The organism is Planctomyces sp. SH-PL14, from assembly GCF_001610835.1.
In the GTDB taxonomy this organism is placed as follows: domain Bacteria; phylum Planctomycetota; class Planctomycetia; order Planctomycetales; family Planctomycetaceae; genus Planctomyces_A.
This window is the reverse complement of record NZ_CP011270.1, coordinates 5,597,742-5,615,343: the sequence shown is the minus strand read 5'-3', so window position 1 is coordinate 5,615,343 and position 17,602 is coordinate 5,597,742. Positions and strand designations below refer to the sequence as shown.

Below are 17,602 nucleotides of genomic sequence, written 5' to 3'. Positions count from 1 at the left end.
CCCTTCTTTGTGGCTTTTGTGTGTGAGATTCCAGTCGGGGCGACATTGGTTGTCAGGAGCCTGCAGCGCGGGCTGCCCGTGCGCTCAACGAACGCAAGCGCGCGAGGTGAGATCGTTCCGTCCGTATCCTCTCCTGACGCACAATGCACTATCTACAATCCGAGTTCTCCATCCTGCATCTCGACCGCCGCATAGGTGAGCATTATGCCGTCCTACTTCGTCAGGAGTGGGCGACCCGCCCCTGGTTTCTGAACCCGTCCGTCGAGTGGGACGATCTCGCCAAGCGGCTGCGCATCACGTTTGAGTCCCCCATCGAAAGTGCTGATCCGCCGGAGCCCCCGATCCTGACGCAACTGGAGCAACTCCGGGCCTGCTTCCGTCTTGAGCGGACTTCGAACAAACAGTTGCTGGACATTCGCTGCGACGACTCGGGGGTGATCGAGCGCGACTGACGCGAGTGTTGCCGCGAAGGCGAACCTTCCGACCGATCACCGGCCGCACCTACCGCCCGGCGCCGCTCGTCTGGCCGGCCGAGTTCGATGAGACCGGGTTCGAATCGACGGCGTCGAGGCCGCCGGTGAGGAGCATACCGTCGATCTCGACTGCCGAGGTCCGCAGCTCGATGAGCGAGGCGACGTAGTTCATCGTCGATTCGCTCAGGTCGCGGCGTGCGGTCAGGACCCGCAGGAAATCGAGCTCTCCTTCCTCGTACCCCCGTTGCGTCAGGTCGAGGTTGTCCTTCGCCGTTGGCAGGATCGTCTCCCGGTACGTTTCGACTTCCGTCCGGGCACTTTCATACTTCTGGAACGCGACTGTCAGCCGGTCCTGCAGGGCCAGTTCCAGCCGGCGGACTTCGGCCTGGGCCGCCCGGAGTTCGCCTGTGGCAGCGGTCACGTTCCCCTGGTTGCGGTCGAAGACCGGGAGCTCGACCCCGATCTGGAGCCCATACATCATGAACTGCGGCGAGGCGAAGTCCCGGCCGACGCTCCCCGTCACCTGGAGGTCGGGAATCCGCTCGACCTGCTCGCGGCGAACCTGCGAGGCCGATGCCGCGGCCCGGGCGCGGGCCGCCTGCAGGGCCGGGCTGGCGTGACAGATCTGGCTCCAGGCTCCTTCCCGATCGATCGTGGGAACCGCGTCCTCGATCTCCCCTTCGAGGGCCTGCATCGGCAGGTCGGGGCAGCCGAGCGCGACGGCGAGCTGCTTCCAGGCGGCGGTGAGCTGGTACTCCGCGTTCCGCACGAGGATCCGGGTCTGGCTCTGCTGGACGCGGGCCTGCAGGACGTCGGCCTTCGTGATCTGCTCTTCCTGGAACAGCGTGTCGACGAGCCGCACACCGTCGTCGGCGAACCGCAGCAGTTCGTTCGTCACGGTCAACCGCCGCTGGGCCCCGAGGACGGCGATGAAGCGGATGCGGATGTCGTTGACGACCCGCAGTGTCTGCGCCTTTGCGTCCCACTGCGCCCGCTCGGTGTCCCGCGTGGCGACGTCGCGGCTCCAGTCGAGCTTGCCGCCGGTCACGATGTTCTGCGAGAGGAACAGGCTCTGGCCATCGAAGGGGGCGTTGTTGGCTCCCCCGTCGTAGCCGAAGACCGGGTTCGGATAGAGCCCCACCTGCAGCCAGTTCCCCTGGGCCTGCTGGACGAGGCCGGCCGCCTGCCGCAGCGTCGGGTTGTGCGTGAGTGCGAGCTGCTGCAGCTCCGGGAGAGTGATGGCGGACTCTCCAAAGAGGTTCGGCGCTCCCCGCCGCCCCAGGTGTTCCGGGAGCGTGATCATCTCGGCCTCGTCGGTCCCGGCGGTCTGGATGATCGCGATCGAAGCGGTGTCGTCTTCCCCCCACGGCTCGGCGTCGCGGAGCCGGAAGTGCGCCACCTCCCGATCGCGCACGGCGACCTCTTTCGTGACCCGGTCTGCCGCGGTCCGGGCGACGGGGGGCCGGCTGCTGCCGACGCGGGGCGTCTTGAGCGCGGTCCGCATCCCGGGCGTGCTGCATCCGGTGAGCGATGCGGCCATCAACAGACCGCAGACCATCGTGTGGCGTCGGGCGTCCCTGCCCATGCTTGCCTCCCTTGACGAACGATCGCCGGCACGCGGTGTCGAGTCCGTACCGCGTCAGAATGCGGTCCCCGGCGTGCCTGTCGATCATTCATCGGGACGGCCGATCTCTTTTCTGAAAGCCTTTTCGGTGAATCTCTTGCGTCGATTTTGCGGTCCGCGCAGCAAGTCGCCGTGAGCTCCCCGCCCGGTCCAGTGGGCGAAGAACGTCACGGCGAGATTGCCCCCCTGAGGAAGGTGGGTCCGTTGTGCTGTGTGTGTTTGAAAGTCGGTTGTGTCTCTCCGGGCTGGTGATGGCGGATCGCGGGGAAACCGGAAGGGCTGGTGTCCTGCGGGAGGGCGAGGCTCCCGCCGAGCCGCGAAGGTTCACAAACGCGTCCCCTAGGCTGCCTCGGCTTCCCGTCGCCGTTCTCGGAGGACCTGTCTTCGCGACCACGGTTCCCTGCGGGTCAGAACCGAAGGGGGATCGGGCACGGCCTCCATCGCCGCGGCTCGGCGGGAGCCTCGCCCTCCCGTGATACACTGGACTCAGTGAGCGAAGTCCCCGGCCCCTTCGGGCGGTGTCCGCTTTCCGTAGAAGCTGTAAAGCACCGGGACGAGATTGAGGCACAGGATCGTGGAGATCATTCCCCCCACGACGACGACCGCCAGCGGCTTCTGGCACTCCGACCCCATTGCGGTCGATAGCGCCGCCGGGAGGAGCCCCAGCATCGCCGCCAGCGCGGTCATCAGGATCGGGCGGACCAGCTTGCCGGTCCCCTCCAGGAGCGTCTCCCGCAGGTCGATCCCCTTGGCCCGCATCCCGTTGAAGGTCGAGACGAGCAGGAGTCCGTTCATGACCGCCACCCCCAGGATCGAGATGAACCCGACCGCCGCCGAGATGTTGAAGTAGAGTCCCGCGAACTTCAGGGCCCACACGCCGCCAATGACCATCGCCAGGATGTTGGCCAGGACGACCGCGGCGTCGAGGAACGACCGGAAGGCGAGGTAGATCACGAGGGCGATGAGGATCATCGACAGGGCGAACATCCCCGCCAGCCGCCGTTCGGCCGCTTCCATCTGCTGGAACTCCCCGCTCCACTCAGCGCGGTACGGGGGATGGATCATCGGCTCGATCTTCGAGCGGGCCTCGGCCACGCCGCTGGCGAGGTCGCGGCCGCGGACTTCGAACTTGATGGCGATCAGCCGGTCCCCCTGCTCGCGGTAGATCGTCGACGCTCCCGGTCGGACGAACGAGGCCTTGGGATCGGGAAGACCGTTCTCGCCGAGCGGTGTGACGAGGTCGCCGACGCGGCGGCTCGGGACGTCGAAGTCGAGCGACGGCGCGTTGAACGAGCTGCCGGTCGCCGACGGAAGCTTCATGACGTTGCCGGTCGACGTCAGGCCGATCGAAGCCCCGCTGATCGGCGTGTTCCCCATCGCGAACTGGTTGTCTGCGCGGAGCGTGTTGCCGACCGGGATCGGGATGTTCAGGATCGCCTGCTCGTCGGCCCGGAGCCGCTCGGGCCAGCGGATCGTGACGTCGAAGGTCTTTTCCCCCTCGACCATGTCGGTGACCGCCTTCCCGCCGACGGCGGACTGGATCACGGACTGCACGTCGGCGGCCGAGACATTCCAGCGGGCGCACTTCTGGCGGTCGACGTAGAACTCCAGGTTCGACTGCCCCTGGTTGCGGTAGACGCTCGCGTTCTGCACGCCGGCGACCATGTTCAGCGTGTCGCGAACCTCCATGCCGGTATTCTCGAGGACATCGAGGTCCGGCCCGTAAATCTTGATCGAGTTTTCCCCCTTCACGCCCGAGAGAGCCTCGAGGACGTTGTCACGGATGATCTGCGAGAAGTCCCAAGGGACGCCGGGGAACCGTTCCTCGAGGCCAACCGTGATGTCGGCGATGAGTTCCTTCTTCGTGCGGCGGCGGCCGCGGGTCTTGTCGACCGGCCATTCCTCCTGGGCCCGCAGCGGCAGGTTCGCCTGGAGCAGGTAGTAGCCGCCGGTGTCCATCCCGTCGTTCGGACGGCCGACGGTCGTGGGGATGACCCGGATCTCGGAGAACGACTGGATGAAGCGGCGGAACTCCGTGCCGTGCCGCACGACTTCATCGAAGGAGATGTTGACCGGGAAGGTTCCGCGGACGAGCAGGCCCCCCTCTTCCAGTTCCGGCATGAACTCCCGTCCCATCGTGGCCGCCGTCGCCCCGGTGGCGACGACCGCCGCCAGGAACCCGGCGGCGACGAGCCACCGCGTCGCCAGCAGCCCCTGGAGCTGGACGCGATACAGCCAGTCGATCGACCGGACGACGAAGTTGTCCGGCTTCGGTTTGACGTTCCGGAGGATCAGGAAGCACAGGACCGGCGAGACCGTCAGCGAGAGGACGAGAGCCCCGCCGATCGCGAAGGCATAGGTGTCCGCCATCGGGCCGAAGATCTGTCCTTCGGGGCCGGTCATGGTGAACAGCGGCAGGAGGGCGCAGACCATGACCGCGGTCGCGTACACGAGGCTTCGCTGGACCGCTCCGGCGGACTTGGTAATCCGCTGTGCGAGCGTCAGGCCGTGCGCGTCGTCGTGCGTCAGGCCGCGGTACACGCTCTCGACGATGATGACCGTCGAGTCGACGATGATCCCGAAGTCGACCGCCCCGATGGAGAGGAGGTTCGCCGACTTGCCGCGGAGGAACAGGACCCCGAAGGCGAACAGGAGGGCGAGCGGAATGTTGATCGCGGCGATGACCGCCGCCCGGACGTTCCCGAGGAACATGATCAGGATCGCGGTGACGAGCGCCATCCCGACGACGAGGTTCTCATGGACCGTCACCGTCGTCCGGTCGATGAGGGTCGTCCGGTCGTAGTAGGGGACAATCTTGATCCCCGGCAGGAGCTTGCCGCTGGCATGCAGCTCGTCGATCTTGGCCAGGACACCCTTCAGGGCGGGGAGCGACTTCTCTCCCTTGTAGAGCAGCACGATCCCCTGGACGACGTCTTCCTCATCCTGCCACACCGTGGCGCCGTCGGCGGTCGTCAGAGGCTTCCCGTCGGCTCCGGTCCTGGGGTAGCTGATCGCCGCGAGGCCGAGGCGGGTCTTCTGGCCGACGATGACGCCGCGGCTGGCGAGCGTCGCGTCGTCGACGCGGGAGGTCCCGTCGGCGTTCAGCACCGGTCCGCCGTCGACCACCTGGTCCACGCGGACCGGAACGTTGTTGACGGTCGCCAGGACGACCTGCCGGATCTCGAGGCACCGGCGGGCTTCCTCGGCCCGGAGCACCTTGGCGGCCTCGACCGGATCCTGCAGTCCCAGGACGAGCTGCTGCGGGTCATGTCCCAGGCCGAACTGGCCCAGCGAGCGGACGACGCTGGTCTGTTCCCCCTGGACCAGGTTGTCGCCGCTTCCGTTGGCGTTGGCCCGGTCGAGGGCCTGTTCGAGCTGTTCGAGCTTGATGCCGTAGTGCCGCAGCCGGTTCGGGTCCGGCTGGATCTCGTACCGCTTCACGGTCCCGCCGACGCCGCTGACCCCCGCCACGCCGGGGACGCGGCGAAGCTCGCGCTCGACGATGAAGTCTTCCACCGACTGCAGGTCGTTCAGCGTGTAGACCGGCTTTCCGGTCTCCGGATCCTTGGGGTTCTCCAGCGTGAAGCGGAGGACTTCCCCGATCGGCGAAGCGGGCGAGATCCCGGCCTCGACCCCGGCCGGAAGCGTCACGCTCCCCAGCCGGTTCAGGACTTCCTGCCGGGCCTGCCAGTAGTCGGTGGCGTACGTGAACTGGTTGCGGAGCTGCGCCAGGCCGAAGAGGGACTGGCTGCGGGTCGTGTCGAGTCCGGGCATCCCGGCCAGAGCGACTTCGAGCGGGATCGTGACCTGCCGTTCCACCTGTCCCGCGCTCGCCCCCGGGAACTGGGCCACGACGTCGATGATCGGCGGAGTCGGGTCGGGGTACGCCTCGATGTTGACGTGCGTGAACGCATAGCCGCCTCCGATGATGAGCCCGGTCGTCAGGATCATCACGATCAGCGGATTGGAGACCGCCCAGTCGAGGAGTTTGCGGATCATCGGTGATCGATCGAAAGGTGTGAGCGCGGCGGACCCATCCTGGGCCGCGGGGCGCTCCACGTGGAGAGAAGGGGGACGAACGAAACGGAGGCGGGAGGGAGTCGACGAATCGCAAGGGGGCGGGACGATGGGCCGACGCCGTCAGCCCTGATGTTTGGAATGCACAACGGAGGCGGGAGCGGCGGGGGAAGTCGCGGCCGGCGTTCGGGCCGAGAGGTCCCCGTCCGTCTCCTCTTCGCTCGAGGCGGTCGTCGCGGGGGGGGCGAGTTGGTCCATCGCGTTCTGGAGCATCAGGGCTCCCGAGGTGACGATGACGTCCCCCGGCAGGAGGCCGTTCTGGCCGGTGTGGACGAAGACCTCATCCCGGAACCGGCGGACGACCTGGACCGGCCGGCGGATGTAGGTCCCTTCGCTCGCCCTAGGCTGCACGAAGACGACACTCTGCCAGCCATTCTCGACGACCGCCGTCGCCGGCAGTTGAAGCTCCTGCTCCGAAGGGGGGACCTTGATCGTGACGGTCACGAACTGGCCGATCTTGAGGTCGCCGGCGGAGTTGTCGACGCGGCCGGTCACGAGGGCGGTGTGCTGCACCGGATCGATGACAGCGCTGACCTTATCGAGCGTCCCGGTGAACGTCGCGCCGGGATTCGACGGCGGCGAGATCGTCCACTCCGTTGGACGCGGGCAGCTCTTCAGCAGCGGCAGGTCTTCTTCGTAGATGTGGGCCCAGACGGCGAGCTGTGAGAGCTGGCCGATCTTGAACAGGTCGGTCGAGGTGTCGACGATATCGCCGACGACGATGTTCTTCTCCAGGATCACGCCGCTCATCGGCGCCCGGATCTCGACCCGAGCCCAGCCGTTCCGATCGTCGGACTGGTACTTCGGATCGGCGACGTGTTCGACCTCGGCCCGGATGGCGGCGATGTCCTCGTCGGTGAGCCGCCACGTCCGCAGGGTCCGCTCGACGCTGGCGATCTCGACGAGCCGGGCCTGGACCTCCTTGTCGGCATCACGGTAGCTGCGCCCCGATCCTGCTCCCCCTTCGAAGAGGGTCTTGAGCCGGTCCCGGAGAGCTTCTTCCGCGTGGAGTTTTCCCACGGCATCGACCAGCTCGCTCTTTTTCTGTCCGAGGTCGGTGCTCCAGACGACCGCCAGCAGATCGCCCTGCTTCACCTGGTCTCCGACGCGAAGTGTCGGATCAGAGCCGTCGGTGGAGTGTCCGATCTCGACGACTTCCCCGGCAAACCGCGCATGGACCCGCGAGAGGTGGTCATTGTCGAGGGCCAGGACTCCCTGGAACGGTGGAAGGGCGACAGGCTGACACGGACTCTGCGCGATCGCCGTCCCGAGCTTCATCTTCTCCGCGATCTGCGGCGGGACCGTCAGCGAGTCGCGTCCCGAGCGCTCGACCGGCGGCAATGACGCCTCGGGTGCGGCTGTCGCGACAGCCGCCGTGGAGGCGGGAGTTCCGGCGGACTGATGGTGCCGCTGATACGCCGCGCCTCCGGCTGCGAGCGCTGCTCCGCCGAGCAGGATGGTGACAACCTTCTTGGCTGACATGACGTCCTCAAACGATCGATGCGGATGGAACAGGATGGAGCGCCGCCGTGGGTGGCAGAGCCGCTGAAATCGGGCGGGGGCGCAGAGGGACCGACGGCGATTCCGCGGCGACTGGCGCCGAGGTTCACCGTGTCCGCTCCGGCCGCTGACGGAGGGATCAGGAGTCCGACGCCAGCAGTCGCACGCTGACGCCGTCGGCAAACTGCCCGGGGAACTCGGTCGGCTGGTCGTGGTCCTCGTCGTCGCCGCTCCGCATCACGGAGAGCTGGACGATGAGGAACTTCGAACCGGCCGGAAGGGACAGTCGCGTGTGGACCCGCTGCCAGCTTTCGGCGTCGTCGTCGGCGCGGGTCTGATTGCCGCTGAACGTGAGCGGAGTTTCGGAATGCAGGGGCCAGACGTGCGGCTTCCCGGACGGGTCTTCGCTGTAGGCAAAGACCGTCACGCCGAAGATGCAGTCTCCCTCCTGCAGTGTCTCGGGAGCGGCATTGAACGCCGCCGAGGCCTCGATGTGCGCGGGGCCTTCCGCCAGCTCCTTCTCAATGCTCTGCAGGTCGATGATCTGGTACAGGTCGCAGGAGTTCTCCGGCTTCGTCGTCGACCGGACGAAGCGGAGCATCCGGTTCCCTTCGAGCGGCTTCACGCCCAGGTGATCGGGAACGACATCGGCGTCGTCTCCGTACCAGGAGGCGAGGAGCGACGTCGGCGAGGCGACGAGCGAGCCGGACTCGAAGCTGGAATCGGTCAGCGGCAGAGGACGGCCGACCGCCCCTTCGCTCGGCCGCATCCAGCCGATGACGGCCGCCCCGATCGCCAGCGAGACTCCGCCGACGGCGAGCGACCGCAGCCATCGGGGCAAACGGCGGGATGTGTCCGACCGGCGCGCTTCCCTTCGCGCGGGCCGTGGAGGCAGGCCTGCGGGATACGGTCCCGCCGCGGTCCCGACGAGCTCGCGTTCGAGCAGGCCGTCGACGAACAGGTGATCGAGGTACATCTCCTGGGCGATCGGATCGTCCTTCAGGAGCTGGTTCAGCTCCGCACCTTCCTGGAGGGTCAGCATGCCGTCGCTGAGCCGGCCCACCAGTTCGCGGAACCGTCCGCTGTCAGGCGTGTTCATAGCGCCCCCTCCTGCAGCCGCTGGGAAAGGCAGTTCAGCAGCGTCTCCCGAATTCGATAGAGCGCCTGCGATACGGCTCCGACGGTCTGGCCGCGGAGTTCGGCGATCTGCTGCACGGAGCCGCCGGGGGCGTATCGCTGCGTGACGAGTTCCCGCTGCTCTTCCGGGAGCCGTTTGAGGCAGGCCCGCAGCGACTCGGCAGCCGGACCGGCGTCTTCGGCCCGGTCGGCCTGTCGTGCGCTGAGTTCGTCGAAGAGCTGTTCATCGAACACGAGCCGTTCCCGTCCCCGCTTTCTCCGGTAGTTCAGGACGTGGTAGCGGGCGATGCGTCCGGCCCAGGCCAGGAAGCTCGTTCCCGCTTCGAAGTCTTCGGCCTTGTGCCAGAGTGTCAGGTTGGTTTCCTGAAGGATGTCCTGCGCCGCGGTCCGGTCGGGGAGCAGGGCCAGAATCCCACCATAGATCGCGGATTGCGACGAGGTGAGAAGCGTGACGAATTCATCAGAATGGGGATCCACGGAAAGACCTCACTCAGGGAAATGTCCGGCGACCGCGGGATCTCACGCAAATTCCTGGCGGAAGTCCGTCTCTTCCCGAAAAGACCTCAGCCATCGACACGGCATGATAACTTCCGTCTGGAACGCCCGACTAAGCCCGGCGCGCATTCCGGGTGTTGTTGAACGGCGATCTCCCGTGAAGGCTCGAGCACCACAGCCGTCCGAGCAGGCTGTGTCCGCTCGGTCTCATCGGAAGACAGAACGTCGGGCCGGAGGGCGCGTCCCTCCCAGCCACCGACTGGAGAACGCACGCGGCGCGGCCCGTTTCGCCAGGCGCGATTGCCGGACGACCACGGCTCGCGCATAGTGCTTTCCATGAAAGGGCACCTCGGGATACTGGTTTGTCTTTCGATGCTGTTCGCCGCATCGCTTCACGAAGCGCGATCGGCCGAGCCGGTCGACTATCTCCGGGATGTGCGCCCGCTTCTGAAAGAACGCTGCTTCTCCTGCCACGCCGCCCTCAAACAGGAAGGCCACCTGCGGCTCGACACCGGCGCCGGAATTCGCCGCGGCGGGGACTCGGGCGCCGCCGCGGTTCCCGGAAAGCCGGACGAAAGCCACCTGCTCCAGCGTGTTCTCGCCAAGGACGTCTCTGAGCGGATGCCGCCGGAGGGGGACCCGCTGAAGCCGGAGCAGATCGAACGGCTCACCCGCTGGATCGCCGATGGGGCCCCCAGCCCGACGGACGAGCAGGAAGAGCGCGATCCGCGCCGCCACTGGGCCTTTCAACCCGTCGTCCGGCCCCCCCTTCCGCGGTCCCCGGGGAGCACGGCGGATGACCACCCGGTCGATGCCTTTGTCACCGCAAAGCTCGGCGGAAGCGGGCTCACCCGTCAGCCTCCGGCAGATCGCCGCACGCTCGTCAGGCGGCTCTTTCTCGATGTGACCGGCCTCCCGCCCGCACCGGAAGCCGTCGACGCATTCATCGCCGATGAGCGGCCCGAAGCGTACGCCGAGCTCGTCGATTCGGTCCTCGCCAGCCCGCACTACGGTGAGCGGTCCGCGCAACTCTGGCTCGATGTCGTGCGGTATGCCGACACGCACGGGTTTGAGGTCAACACGCAGCGCGATCACGCGTGGCCCTATCGCGATTACGTGATCCGCTCCTTCAACGAAGACAAGCCGTACGACCGGTTCCTCACCGAGCAACTGGCGGGGGACGTCCTCGGGGCCGACGAAGCGACCGGTTTCCTCGTCGCCGCCGCCGTCCTGCTCCCGGGCCAGATCGGGCAGGACGACGCCTCGAAGCGGCTCGCCCGGCAGGACGCGCTCGACGAGATGATCGGCGGCACGTCCTCCGCGATGCTCGGGCTGACGCTTGCCTGCGCCCGCTGCCACGACCACAAGTTCGATCCGCTCACCCAGCGAGACTACTACGCCCTCCAGGGATTCTTCGCGGGGGTCGAGTACGGCGATCGCCCCATCCAGGACGCCGAGTCCCGAACCCGGGCGACCGCCGCCGCGGCCCTTGCCCCGCAGATCGAACAGATCGAGAACCGGCTGCGGGCCTTCGAGCCGGACGCCTTTACGGGCCGGACGCTGCTCATCGATGAAGAGGAGTCGCGCTTCGTCACGGCGCTGAAGCCCAAGAACGGCCCCGGAAACAATCCAGCCGGGACGAAACCCGGCTATCGCGACGACGCGGGCGCCCCGGATCGTCTGGGGAACCTCAGCGGCGGGCACTACACGTGGTGGAACAACGTCCCGGGCGAAGATGTCCTGACGTACGCTCCGCTGCTCTCGGGCCGCTATCGCCTGTGGCTCTCATGGGGAGCTCACGGGAGCGGCGTCCACACCCGCGATGCCCGCTATGTCCTCGACCGCGATGGCGATCTCGCGACGCGGGGCGACCAGCAGGAGATCGCCCGGGTCGACCAGTATTACCCCGCCGGAGTCACCGCGGGGACGACGGAGCAGACGCCCCTCTGGAGTGGACTCAAAGATGTCGGGGTCTGGGACTGGACTCCCACCACTCGCCTCGTGCTCCGCGGCGGAGAGACCGGGACCGGCATCACGGCGGACGTGATCGTCCTCCAGGAGGAATCGGAGCCCGCCGTCGCGGGACGTGTGCTCCCCCGCTTCCGGGCCCCGGTCGATCCCCGGCAGAACATCGAAAGCTTCGCGCCGGTCTCCGCCCGGTTCCTGCGGTTCCGGGCCGAGGAGACGATCGATTCGAACCGCCACGAGCCCTGCCTCGATGAGCTCGAAATCTACGGCCCGGGCGAGCCGTCGAAGAACGTGGCGCTCGCCAGCCTGGGGACAAAGGCTACGTCCTCCGGCAACTACTCGGACAGCGGCCCGCACCAGTTGCAGCACATCACCGACGGCCAGTACGGCAACGGTCGGAGCTGGATCTCGGACGAACTCGGCCGGGGCTGGGTTCAGATCGAGCTGCCGCAGGCGACCGACATCGACCGCGTGGTCTGGGGGCGGGACCGCAACGGCCAGTACGCCGATCGCCTGCCGATCCGATATCACATCGAAGTCTCGCTCGACGGGGCGACCTGGACCGAAGTCGCCGGACACGCCGACCGCCTCCCGCGGGGAACGCCGTTCGACTCCGTGAACCTGCTCCTCTCGGCGCAGGCCCCCGGCTCCGAGGGGGACCTTCCAGCGCTGATCGCCGACCGAAACCGGCTCCGCGCGGAGAAGCAGCGGCTCGAGACACCGCGGCTGGCGTTCGCCGGAACGTTCCGGGCGCCGGACACGACTTACGTCCTCCGCCGCGGTGACCCGGAGCAACGGGAAGACGAGATCGGACCCGCGGTGCCGGAACTGTTCCGCTCCGCCGCGGAGGCCGCCCTGCCGCTTCCTGCCGAGCAGGAGCGGCGTCTGCAGCTCGCCCGCTGGATCGCTTCCCCCGGGAACCCGCTGACCGCCCGCGTGCTCGTGAACCGGATCTGGCAGTCCCACTTCGGCCGCGGGATCGTCGAGACCGCGAACGACTTCGGTCTCAACGGCACGGCCCCCGCGCATCCCGAGTTGCTCGACTGGCTGGCGAGCGAGTTCATGGCCGGCGGCTGGTCGGTGAAGCAGCTCCATCGGCTCATTCTCACATCGGCCACCTACCGCCAGGGGCATGCCATCGACCCCGCCGCACAGGCCCTCGATCGCGACAACCGTCTGCTGTGGCGGTTCCCGTCGCGGCGGATCGAGGCCGAGTCGATCCGCGATGGGATGCTGGCGGTCAGCGGCGAGCTGAACCTGGAAATGGGGGGCCCCGGCTTCAACTTCTTCCAGCAGCGGGGAGGCCTCAGCGGCTTCGTTCCGATCGAGAATTTCTCGCCCGCCGGACTGCGGCGGATGATTTACGCCCACAAGATCCGGATGGAATCGACGCCGGTCTTCGGCCCTTTCGATTGCCCCGACGCCGGTCAGTCGACTCCCCGCCGCGACCGCTCGACGACCGCCATCCAGGCCCTGAACCTGTTCAACAGTCCGTTCGTCATCCGCCGGGCGGAAGTGTTCGCGGCCCGCGTCGATCGCGAAGCGCCCCTCGGGGCCGCCGCAAAGGTCGAGCGAACCTTCGCCCTCGCGCTCGGCCGGCCGCCGTCGCCCGTCGAACGGGACGCGGCCCTCCAGACGGTCGAGACCGCCGGCCTGCCGACGCTATGCCGCGTCCTCCTCAACAGCAACGAGTTCCTGTTTCTCCCCTGAGAGCCGACATGCCCCCGCGCCCCTCTCACCGCTCCGGTCCTCCCGGCCAGTCGGTCCCCGGCCAAGATCCGCGGGGGCTGGATCGTCGCGACTTCTTCGGCAGCACTGCGTCGGCACTCAGCGCCATCGCGCTGACGAGCCTGCTCTCCGGCGAACGGCTGCTTGCGCATGACGAGTCGTCCGCACCGCGGATCGATCCCAGCCAGCCGCACGCCGGCCGTGAGCCGCATTACCCGGCCCGCGCCAAGAATGTCGTCGTCATCTTCTGTGCCGGCGCGTGCAGCCAGCTCGAGACGTGGGACTACAAACCGGAGCTGATCCGGCAGGACGGCAAGCCGCTTCCCGGCGGCCCGGCGGTCACGTTTCAGGGGCCGGCCGGCAATCTCGCCCGCCCGCAGTACGAGTTCCGGCCGCGGGGCGAGACCGGCAAGATGGTCTCCGACATGATTCCGCATCTGGCGGAACTGACGGACGACTTCGCGTTCCTTCACTCGCTCACGAGCAAGACCAACACCCACGGCCCCGCCGAGAACTTCCTTTCGACCGGCTTCGTGCAGGACGGGTTCCCCAGCATCGGCGCGTGGGTCACCTACGCCCTCGGGACCGAGAACGCCAACCTCCCCGCCTTCGTGGCGATCCCCGACCCTCGCGGCATTCCGCAGGCCCGGGGGAACAACTGGGGACCGGGCTTTCTTCCCGCCGCCTATCAGGGGACGCCGGTCAGCGCCAGCCAGCCGATTCAGAACCTGGCCGCGCCGGCGTCGATCTCCCGGGACAGCGACCGCACCGCGCGGCAGCTGCTGCAACTGCTCAACCGCGAGCATCTGGCGGCGAACCCCGGGGACTCGGATCTCTCCGCCCGGATCGCCAGTTATGAACTCGCGGCGCGGATGCAGCTGTCCGTCCCCGAGATCAGCGACCTCTCGACCGAAACCCCGGCGACTCTCCGGATGTACGGAGCGGACGATCCGCTCGACCCCCTGAAGGCGGGGTACGCCCGCAACTGCATCCTCGCGCGGCGGATGATCGAGAAGGGAGTCCGCTTCGTACAGGTCTTCAACGGGGCGTATGCCAGCGGGGGGAAGCTGAACTGGGACGGCCACCAGGCGCTGCGGGAGCAGTACGACATCCACGCCCGGATCATGGACCAGCCTTCGGCGGCGTTGATCCAGGACCTGCGGCAACGCGGGCTCTTGGAGGAGACGCTCGTCGTGTGGTGTACGGAGTTCGGCCGGATGCCGATGTTCCAGAAGGGGGCCCAGGGGCGGGACCACAACCCGCAGGGATTCACGGCGGTCCTGACCGGGGCGGGTGTCAAACGGGGCGTCAGCTACGGCGCGACCGACGAGCTCGGCTTCAAAGCAGTGGAGAACGTGTTGTCGGTCCACGACCTCAACGCAACAATCCTGCACCTCCTGGGCCTCGACCACCGCCGTCTGACGTTCACGCACAACGGCATCGCGAGGCGCCTGACCGACGTTCATGGCCATGTGGTCAACGAAATCCTGGCATGAGATCTGCGCAATCCCGTGTCGCCGTGGCGGCCTCTGCGGGGCTCCCTGGGGGAGCAGAAATGGGGAGAAGAGACCTGATGCGGCGGCGACGTCTCGTTTGGATGTGCCTTACGCTCCTCTGGGCGTTGTCGGTCGCCGGTCCGGCGCCGGCGGAGGAAAGGCCCGTTGCCTCGATCGATGGGGCCCAGCTCTTTGAATCGCAGGTTCGGTCCGTCCTGTCGGCCAAGTGCGTGTCGTGTCATCGAGGCGAGAACCGCAAAGGCGGACTGGATCTGACGACCGAGGAGGCTTTGCAGCGGGGGGGAGAGTCGGGGCCGGCTCTTGTGCCCGGAAAGCCGGACGAGAGCGCCATCTATCTCCGCTCGGTGGCTGAGGAGGGCGAGCGACCGGAGATGCCGGAGAAAGGGGAACCGCTGACGAAAGCTGAGGCGGCGGTGCTGCGAGACTGGATTGCGGCCGGCGCCCCCTGGCCGAAGCAGGTGGTCCTGCAGGAGAAGCCCCGCGCGGATGACTCGTTCTGGTCTGTCCAGCCGGTGCGAAGCGAGTTCGCCGCTGACACGTCGATCGACTCCCTGATCCAGGAGACCCTGGCCGGGCACGGGCTCGCGCAATCTCCCGAGGCCGACCGGCGGACGCTGATCCGCCGACTGAGTTTCGACCTTCTGGGGCTCCCCCCGACCCACGAGCGGGTCGAACAGTTCGTGAAGGACCCTGATCCGCGGGCCTACGAGCGTCTGATCGAAGAGCTGCTCGGTTCTCCGCACTACGGCGAGCGTTGGGCGAGGCATTGGCTCGATATCGCCCACTACGCGGATACGCATGGGTTCGAACGCGACCAGCTGCGGCCCAATGCCTGGCGCTATCGCGACTACGTCGTCGACTCCCTCAATGCGGACAAGCCCTACGATCGATTTCTGCGCGAACAGATCGCCGGCGACGTGCTCGCGCCGCACGACCCGCAGGCGGTCGTTGCCACCGGATTTCTGGCGGCCGGGCCGTGGGATTTCGTCGGCCAGGTCGAGACCCAGAGCGATGCCCTCCGCCGCGCCGCCCGGGCCGGCGACCTCGATGACATCGTCACCCAGGTGATCACCGCCTCGATGGGGCTCACGATCAACTGTGCCCGCTGCCACGACCATAAGCTCGATCCGATCACGCAGCGGGAATACTACGGCCTGTGGGCGGTCTTCGCCGGCGTGAAACGTGGTGAGCGGGACGTGAGTGAGGCGGAGACCCGCCGCATCGCTGAAGACCGGACCCGCTTAAACCAGGAACTGGCCGCGGCGCGGGCCGAACTGGCGAAGCTCAACGGCGAGGGCCTCGACCTCGCCGACATGATCGGCGGCGGTGACGGACGCGGTTCCGGAGTGGCCGGCCGCGGCATCGAACTGCGAGACGGAACGCTCGTGACCGGCAAGCTCGGCTACCAGAGCGAGATTCCGCCGAATCGACGGCAGAGAGTGGCCTGGCCCGCCGCGGTCCCGGAGGCCTCCCGGTTCGTTCAAGCGGTGTTCGTCCCGGACGGGCGAGGGCCGGTGCCGGTCACCGATCTCGAGAGTGCCGCCGACTTGCCGGCAACGAACGGCCACGCCTGGGACGCCGTCCGCAACGGGCCGCTCAATGCGCAGCGCGGGACGACGCTCAACGGTGTGGACTACGCGGCGAAAGGTCACAGCCTTCTCGGCCTGCACGCCAACGGCGGCGTCACGTTCGACCTCGAACGGATCCGCCGGGCGCATGCCATGACCGGGCTGCGATTCACGGCGGTGATCGGATTCGGCGCGGAAGAGTCCGTCGCCGCCTCCCGGGCGGACTTCACCGTCTACGTCGATGCGGAGCGGAAGTGGCAGAAGCTCGGGCTGCGAAAGGATGAGACGGCCACGATCGACTTGCCGATCCCCGCCGCCGCGAAGTCCCTGACGTTGGTGGCAACGGATGGCGGTGACGGCATCGGCCATGATCTGCTCTTCCTGGGGGACCCGCGGCTGTCGCCCGATCGGAGCGACGTTCCTCTTTCCGATGCCGAGCGGGCCAGAACGGAGCAGCTGCCCCAGGAGATCGCGAAACGGGAAGCTGCGCTGGGAGCGCTCCCCGAGTCGCAGAAGGTCTACGCGGTCGTGAGCGACTCGCAGCCGCCGGTCGTCCGCGTCCACCGCCGCGGCAATCCCGAGGACGAAGCCGATGAGGTGGCTCCCGGCGCGATCGCCTGGGCGAAACATGCGCCGTCGCCCCTGGGCGACAACGCGGTGCCCGAGGGGCAGAGGCGCCGTGCGCTCGCCGACTGGATCACGCATCCGGCCAACCCGCTGACCCGCCGCGTGATCGTGAACCGGCTGTGGCATCACCACTTCGGGACCGGGATCGTCAACACCCCCAGCGACTTCGGCTTCGGCGGGGATCGTCCGTCGCATCCCGCTCTGCTCGACTGGCTGGCCGGTGAACTCCTGCGAAGCGGGTGGAGTCTCAAGCACATCCACCGGCTGATCGTCACCAGCCGGACCTATCGGCAAAGCTCGATGACGCCGAACGCGGCGGCCGCGGCCGTCGATGCCCAGAACCGTCTGCTCTGGCGGCAATCGCCTCGCCGACTGGACGCGGAATCACTCCACGACGCGGTGCTGGCGGTCAGCGGCCGGCTCAATCTCCACCGCGGCGGCCCGGGCTTCCGCGACTTCCGGTACGTCGAAGCCTACGCCCCGATCTACGAGTACATCACGCCGGATGGGCCCGAGCTGTGGCGGCGGAGCCTCTACCGCTTCGTCGTTCGCACGACACCGCACCGGTTCCTGACCACGCTCGATTGTCCGGATCCCGCCAACCTCACCCCGGCCCGCGTGCAGACGACGACTGCGCTACAGGCCCTCGCGCTCCTCAACAATGACTTCATGCTGCGGCAGACGCAGGCCTTTGCCGATCGCGTTCACCGCGACGCGGCGACCGAAGAGGATCGCATTCGACTGGCCTTTCAACAGGCCTTTCAGCGGCCGCCGCTCGCCGGCGAGATCGCCGGGGCGCGGGAGCTGGATCTGTTCGCGCTCTGCCGGGCCCTGCTGAATGCCAACGAGTTCTTGTACATCGACTGAATCCCGCGGCCGCATCGTCTG

The 17,602-nt window shown here is 67.7% G+C and carries 9 protein-coding genes; 4 read left to right on the top strand and 5 right to left on the bottom strand.

The annotated features are described in order from the left end of the window. The first annotated feature begins 143 nt into the window (after window positions 1-143). The gene (locus VT03_RS21395) at window positions 144-452 is read left to right on the top strand and encodes a hypothetical protein (protein ID WP_075094875.1); all 309 of its coding nucleotides are present in this window, start codon (window positions 144-146) and stop codon (window positions 450-452) included. Between the two features lie 49 nt (window positions 453-501). Here the strand turns inward: VT03_RS21395 and VT03_RS21390 are convergent, their stop codons facing one another. The 5 genes from VT03_RS21390 to VT03_RS21370 all read right to left on the bottom strand — a co-directional run bounded on the left by VT03_RS21390 (window position 502) and on the right by VT03_RS21370 (window position 9,288). Then, window positions 502-2,058: a TolC family protein gene (locus tag VT03_RS21390; protein ID WP_231870490.1), complete on the bottom strand. Its 1,557-nt coding sequence runs from the start codon at window positions 2,056-2,058 to the stop codon at window positions 502-504. A gap of 525 nt (window positions 2,059-2,583) precedes the next feature. Next, complete coding sequence (locus VT03_RS21385; RefSeq protein WP_075094873.1) at window positions 2,584-6,096, bottom strand: efflux RND transporter permease subunit; 3,513 nt, start codon at window positions 6,094-6,096, stop codon at window positions 2,584-2,586. Window positions 6,097-6,237: 141 nt separating this feature from the next. Then, entirely contained in the window at window positions 6,238-7,656 is a 1,419-nt protein-coding gene (locus VT03_RS21380; RefSeq protein ID WP_075094872.1) for an efflux RND transporter periplasmic adaptor subunit, read from the bottom strand. A 157-nt stretch (window positions 7,657-7,813) separates the two neighbouring features. Beyond that, window positions 7,814-8,773 carry a hypothetical protein gene (locus tag VT03_RS21375; protein ID WP_075094871.1) on the bottom strand — a complete coding sequence of 320 codons (960 nt, stop codon included), beginning with the start codon at window positions 8,771-8,773 and terminating at the stop codon, window positions 7,814-7,816. Next, window positions 8,770-9,288 carry a sigma-70 family RNA polymerase sigma factor gene (locus VT03_RS21370; protein ID WP_075094870.1) on the bottom strand — a complete coding sequence of 173 codons (519 nt, stop codon included), beginning with the start codon at window positions 9,286-9,288 and terminating at the stop codon, window positions 8,770-8,772. Before VT03_RS21370 ends, VT03_RS21375 begins: the two co-directional genes overlap by 4 nt. A 390-nt stretch (window positions 9,289-9,678) precedes the next feature. Between VT03_RS21370 and VT03_RS21365 the strand changes: the two genes are divergently transcribed. The 3 genes from VT03_RS21365 (at window position 9,679) to VT03_RS21355 (ending at window position 17,581) form a co-directional block, all read left to right on the top strand. Continuing rightward, window positions 9,679-12,984: a DUF1553 domain-containing protein gene (locus VT03_RS21365; protein ID WP_197489035.1), complete on the top strand. Its 3,306-nt coding sequence runs from the start codon at window positions 9,679-9,681 to the stop codon at window positions 12,982-12,984. Between the two features lie 8 nt (window positions 12,985-12,992). Then, the gene (locus VT03_RS21360) at window positions 12,993-14,498 is read left to right on the top strand and encodes a DUF1501 domain-containing protein (RefSeq protein WP_082846410.1); all 1,506 of its coding nucleotides are present in this window, start codon (window positions 12,993-12,995) and stop codon (window positions 14,496-14,498) included. Window positions 14,499-14,575: 77 nt separating this feature from the next. Further along, entirely contained in the window at window positions 14,576-17,581 is a 3,006-nt protein-coding gene (locus tag VT03_RS21355; protein ID WP_197489034.1) for a DUF1553 domain-containing protein, read from the top strand. Window positions 17,582-17,602: the final 21 nt, after the last annotated feature.

What these genes read in the sequence shown, in the direction of transcription:
- VT03_RS21395 (WP_075094875.1), top strand. Translation starts at nt 144, where the DNA reads ATGCACTATCTACAATCCGAGTTCTCCATCCTGCATCTCGACCGCCGC.
- VT03_RS21390 (WP_231870490.1), bottom strand. Translation starts at nt 2,058, where the DNA reads ATGGGCAGGGACGCCCGACGCCACACGATGGTCTGCGGTCTGTTGATG.
- VT03_RS21385 (WP_075094873.1), bottom strand. Translation starts at nt 6,096, where the DNA reads ATGATCCGCAAACTCCTCGACTGGGCGGTCTCCAATCCGCTGATCGTG.
- VT03_RS21380 (WP_075094872.1), bottom strand. Translation starts at nt 7,656, where the DNA reads ATGTCAGCCAAGAAGGTTGTCACCATCCTGCTCGGCGGAGCAGCGCTC.
- VT03_RS21375 (WP_075094871.1), bottom strand. Translation starts at nt 8,773, where the DNA reads ATGAACACGCCTGACAGCGGACGGTTCCGCGAACTGGTGGGCCGGCTC.
- VT03_RS21365 (WP_197489035.1), top strand. Translation starts at nt 9,679, where the DNA reads ATGCTGTTCGCCGCATCGCTTCACGAAGCGCGATCGGCCGAGCCGGTC.
- VT03_RS21360 (WP_082846410.1), top strand. Translation starts at nt 12,993, where the DNA reads ATGCCCCCGCGCCCCTCTCACCGCTCCGGTCCTCCCGGCCAGTCGGTC.
- VT03_RS21355 (WP_197489034.1), top strand. Translation starts at nt 14,576, where the DNA reads ATGCGGCGGCGACGTCTCGTTTGGATGTGCCTTACGCTCCTCTGGGCG.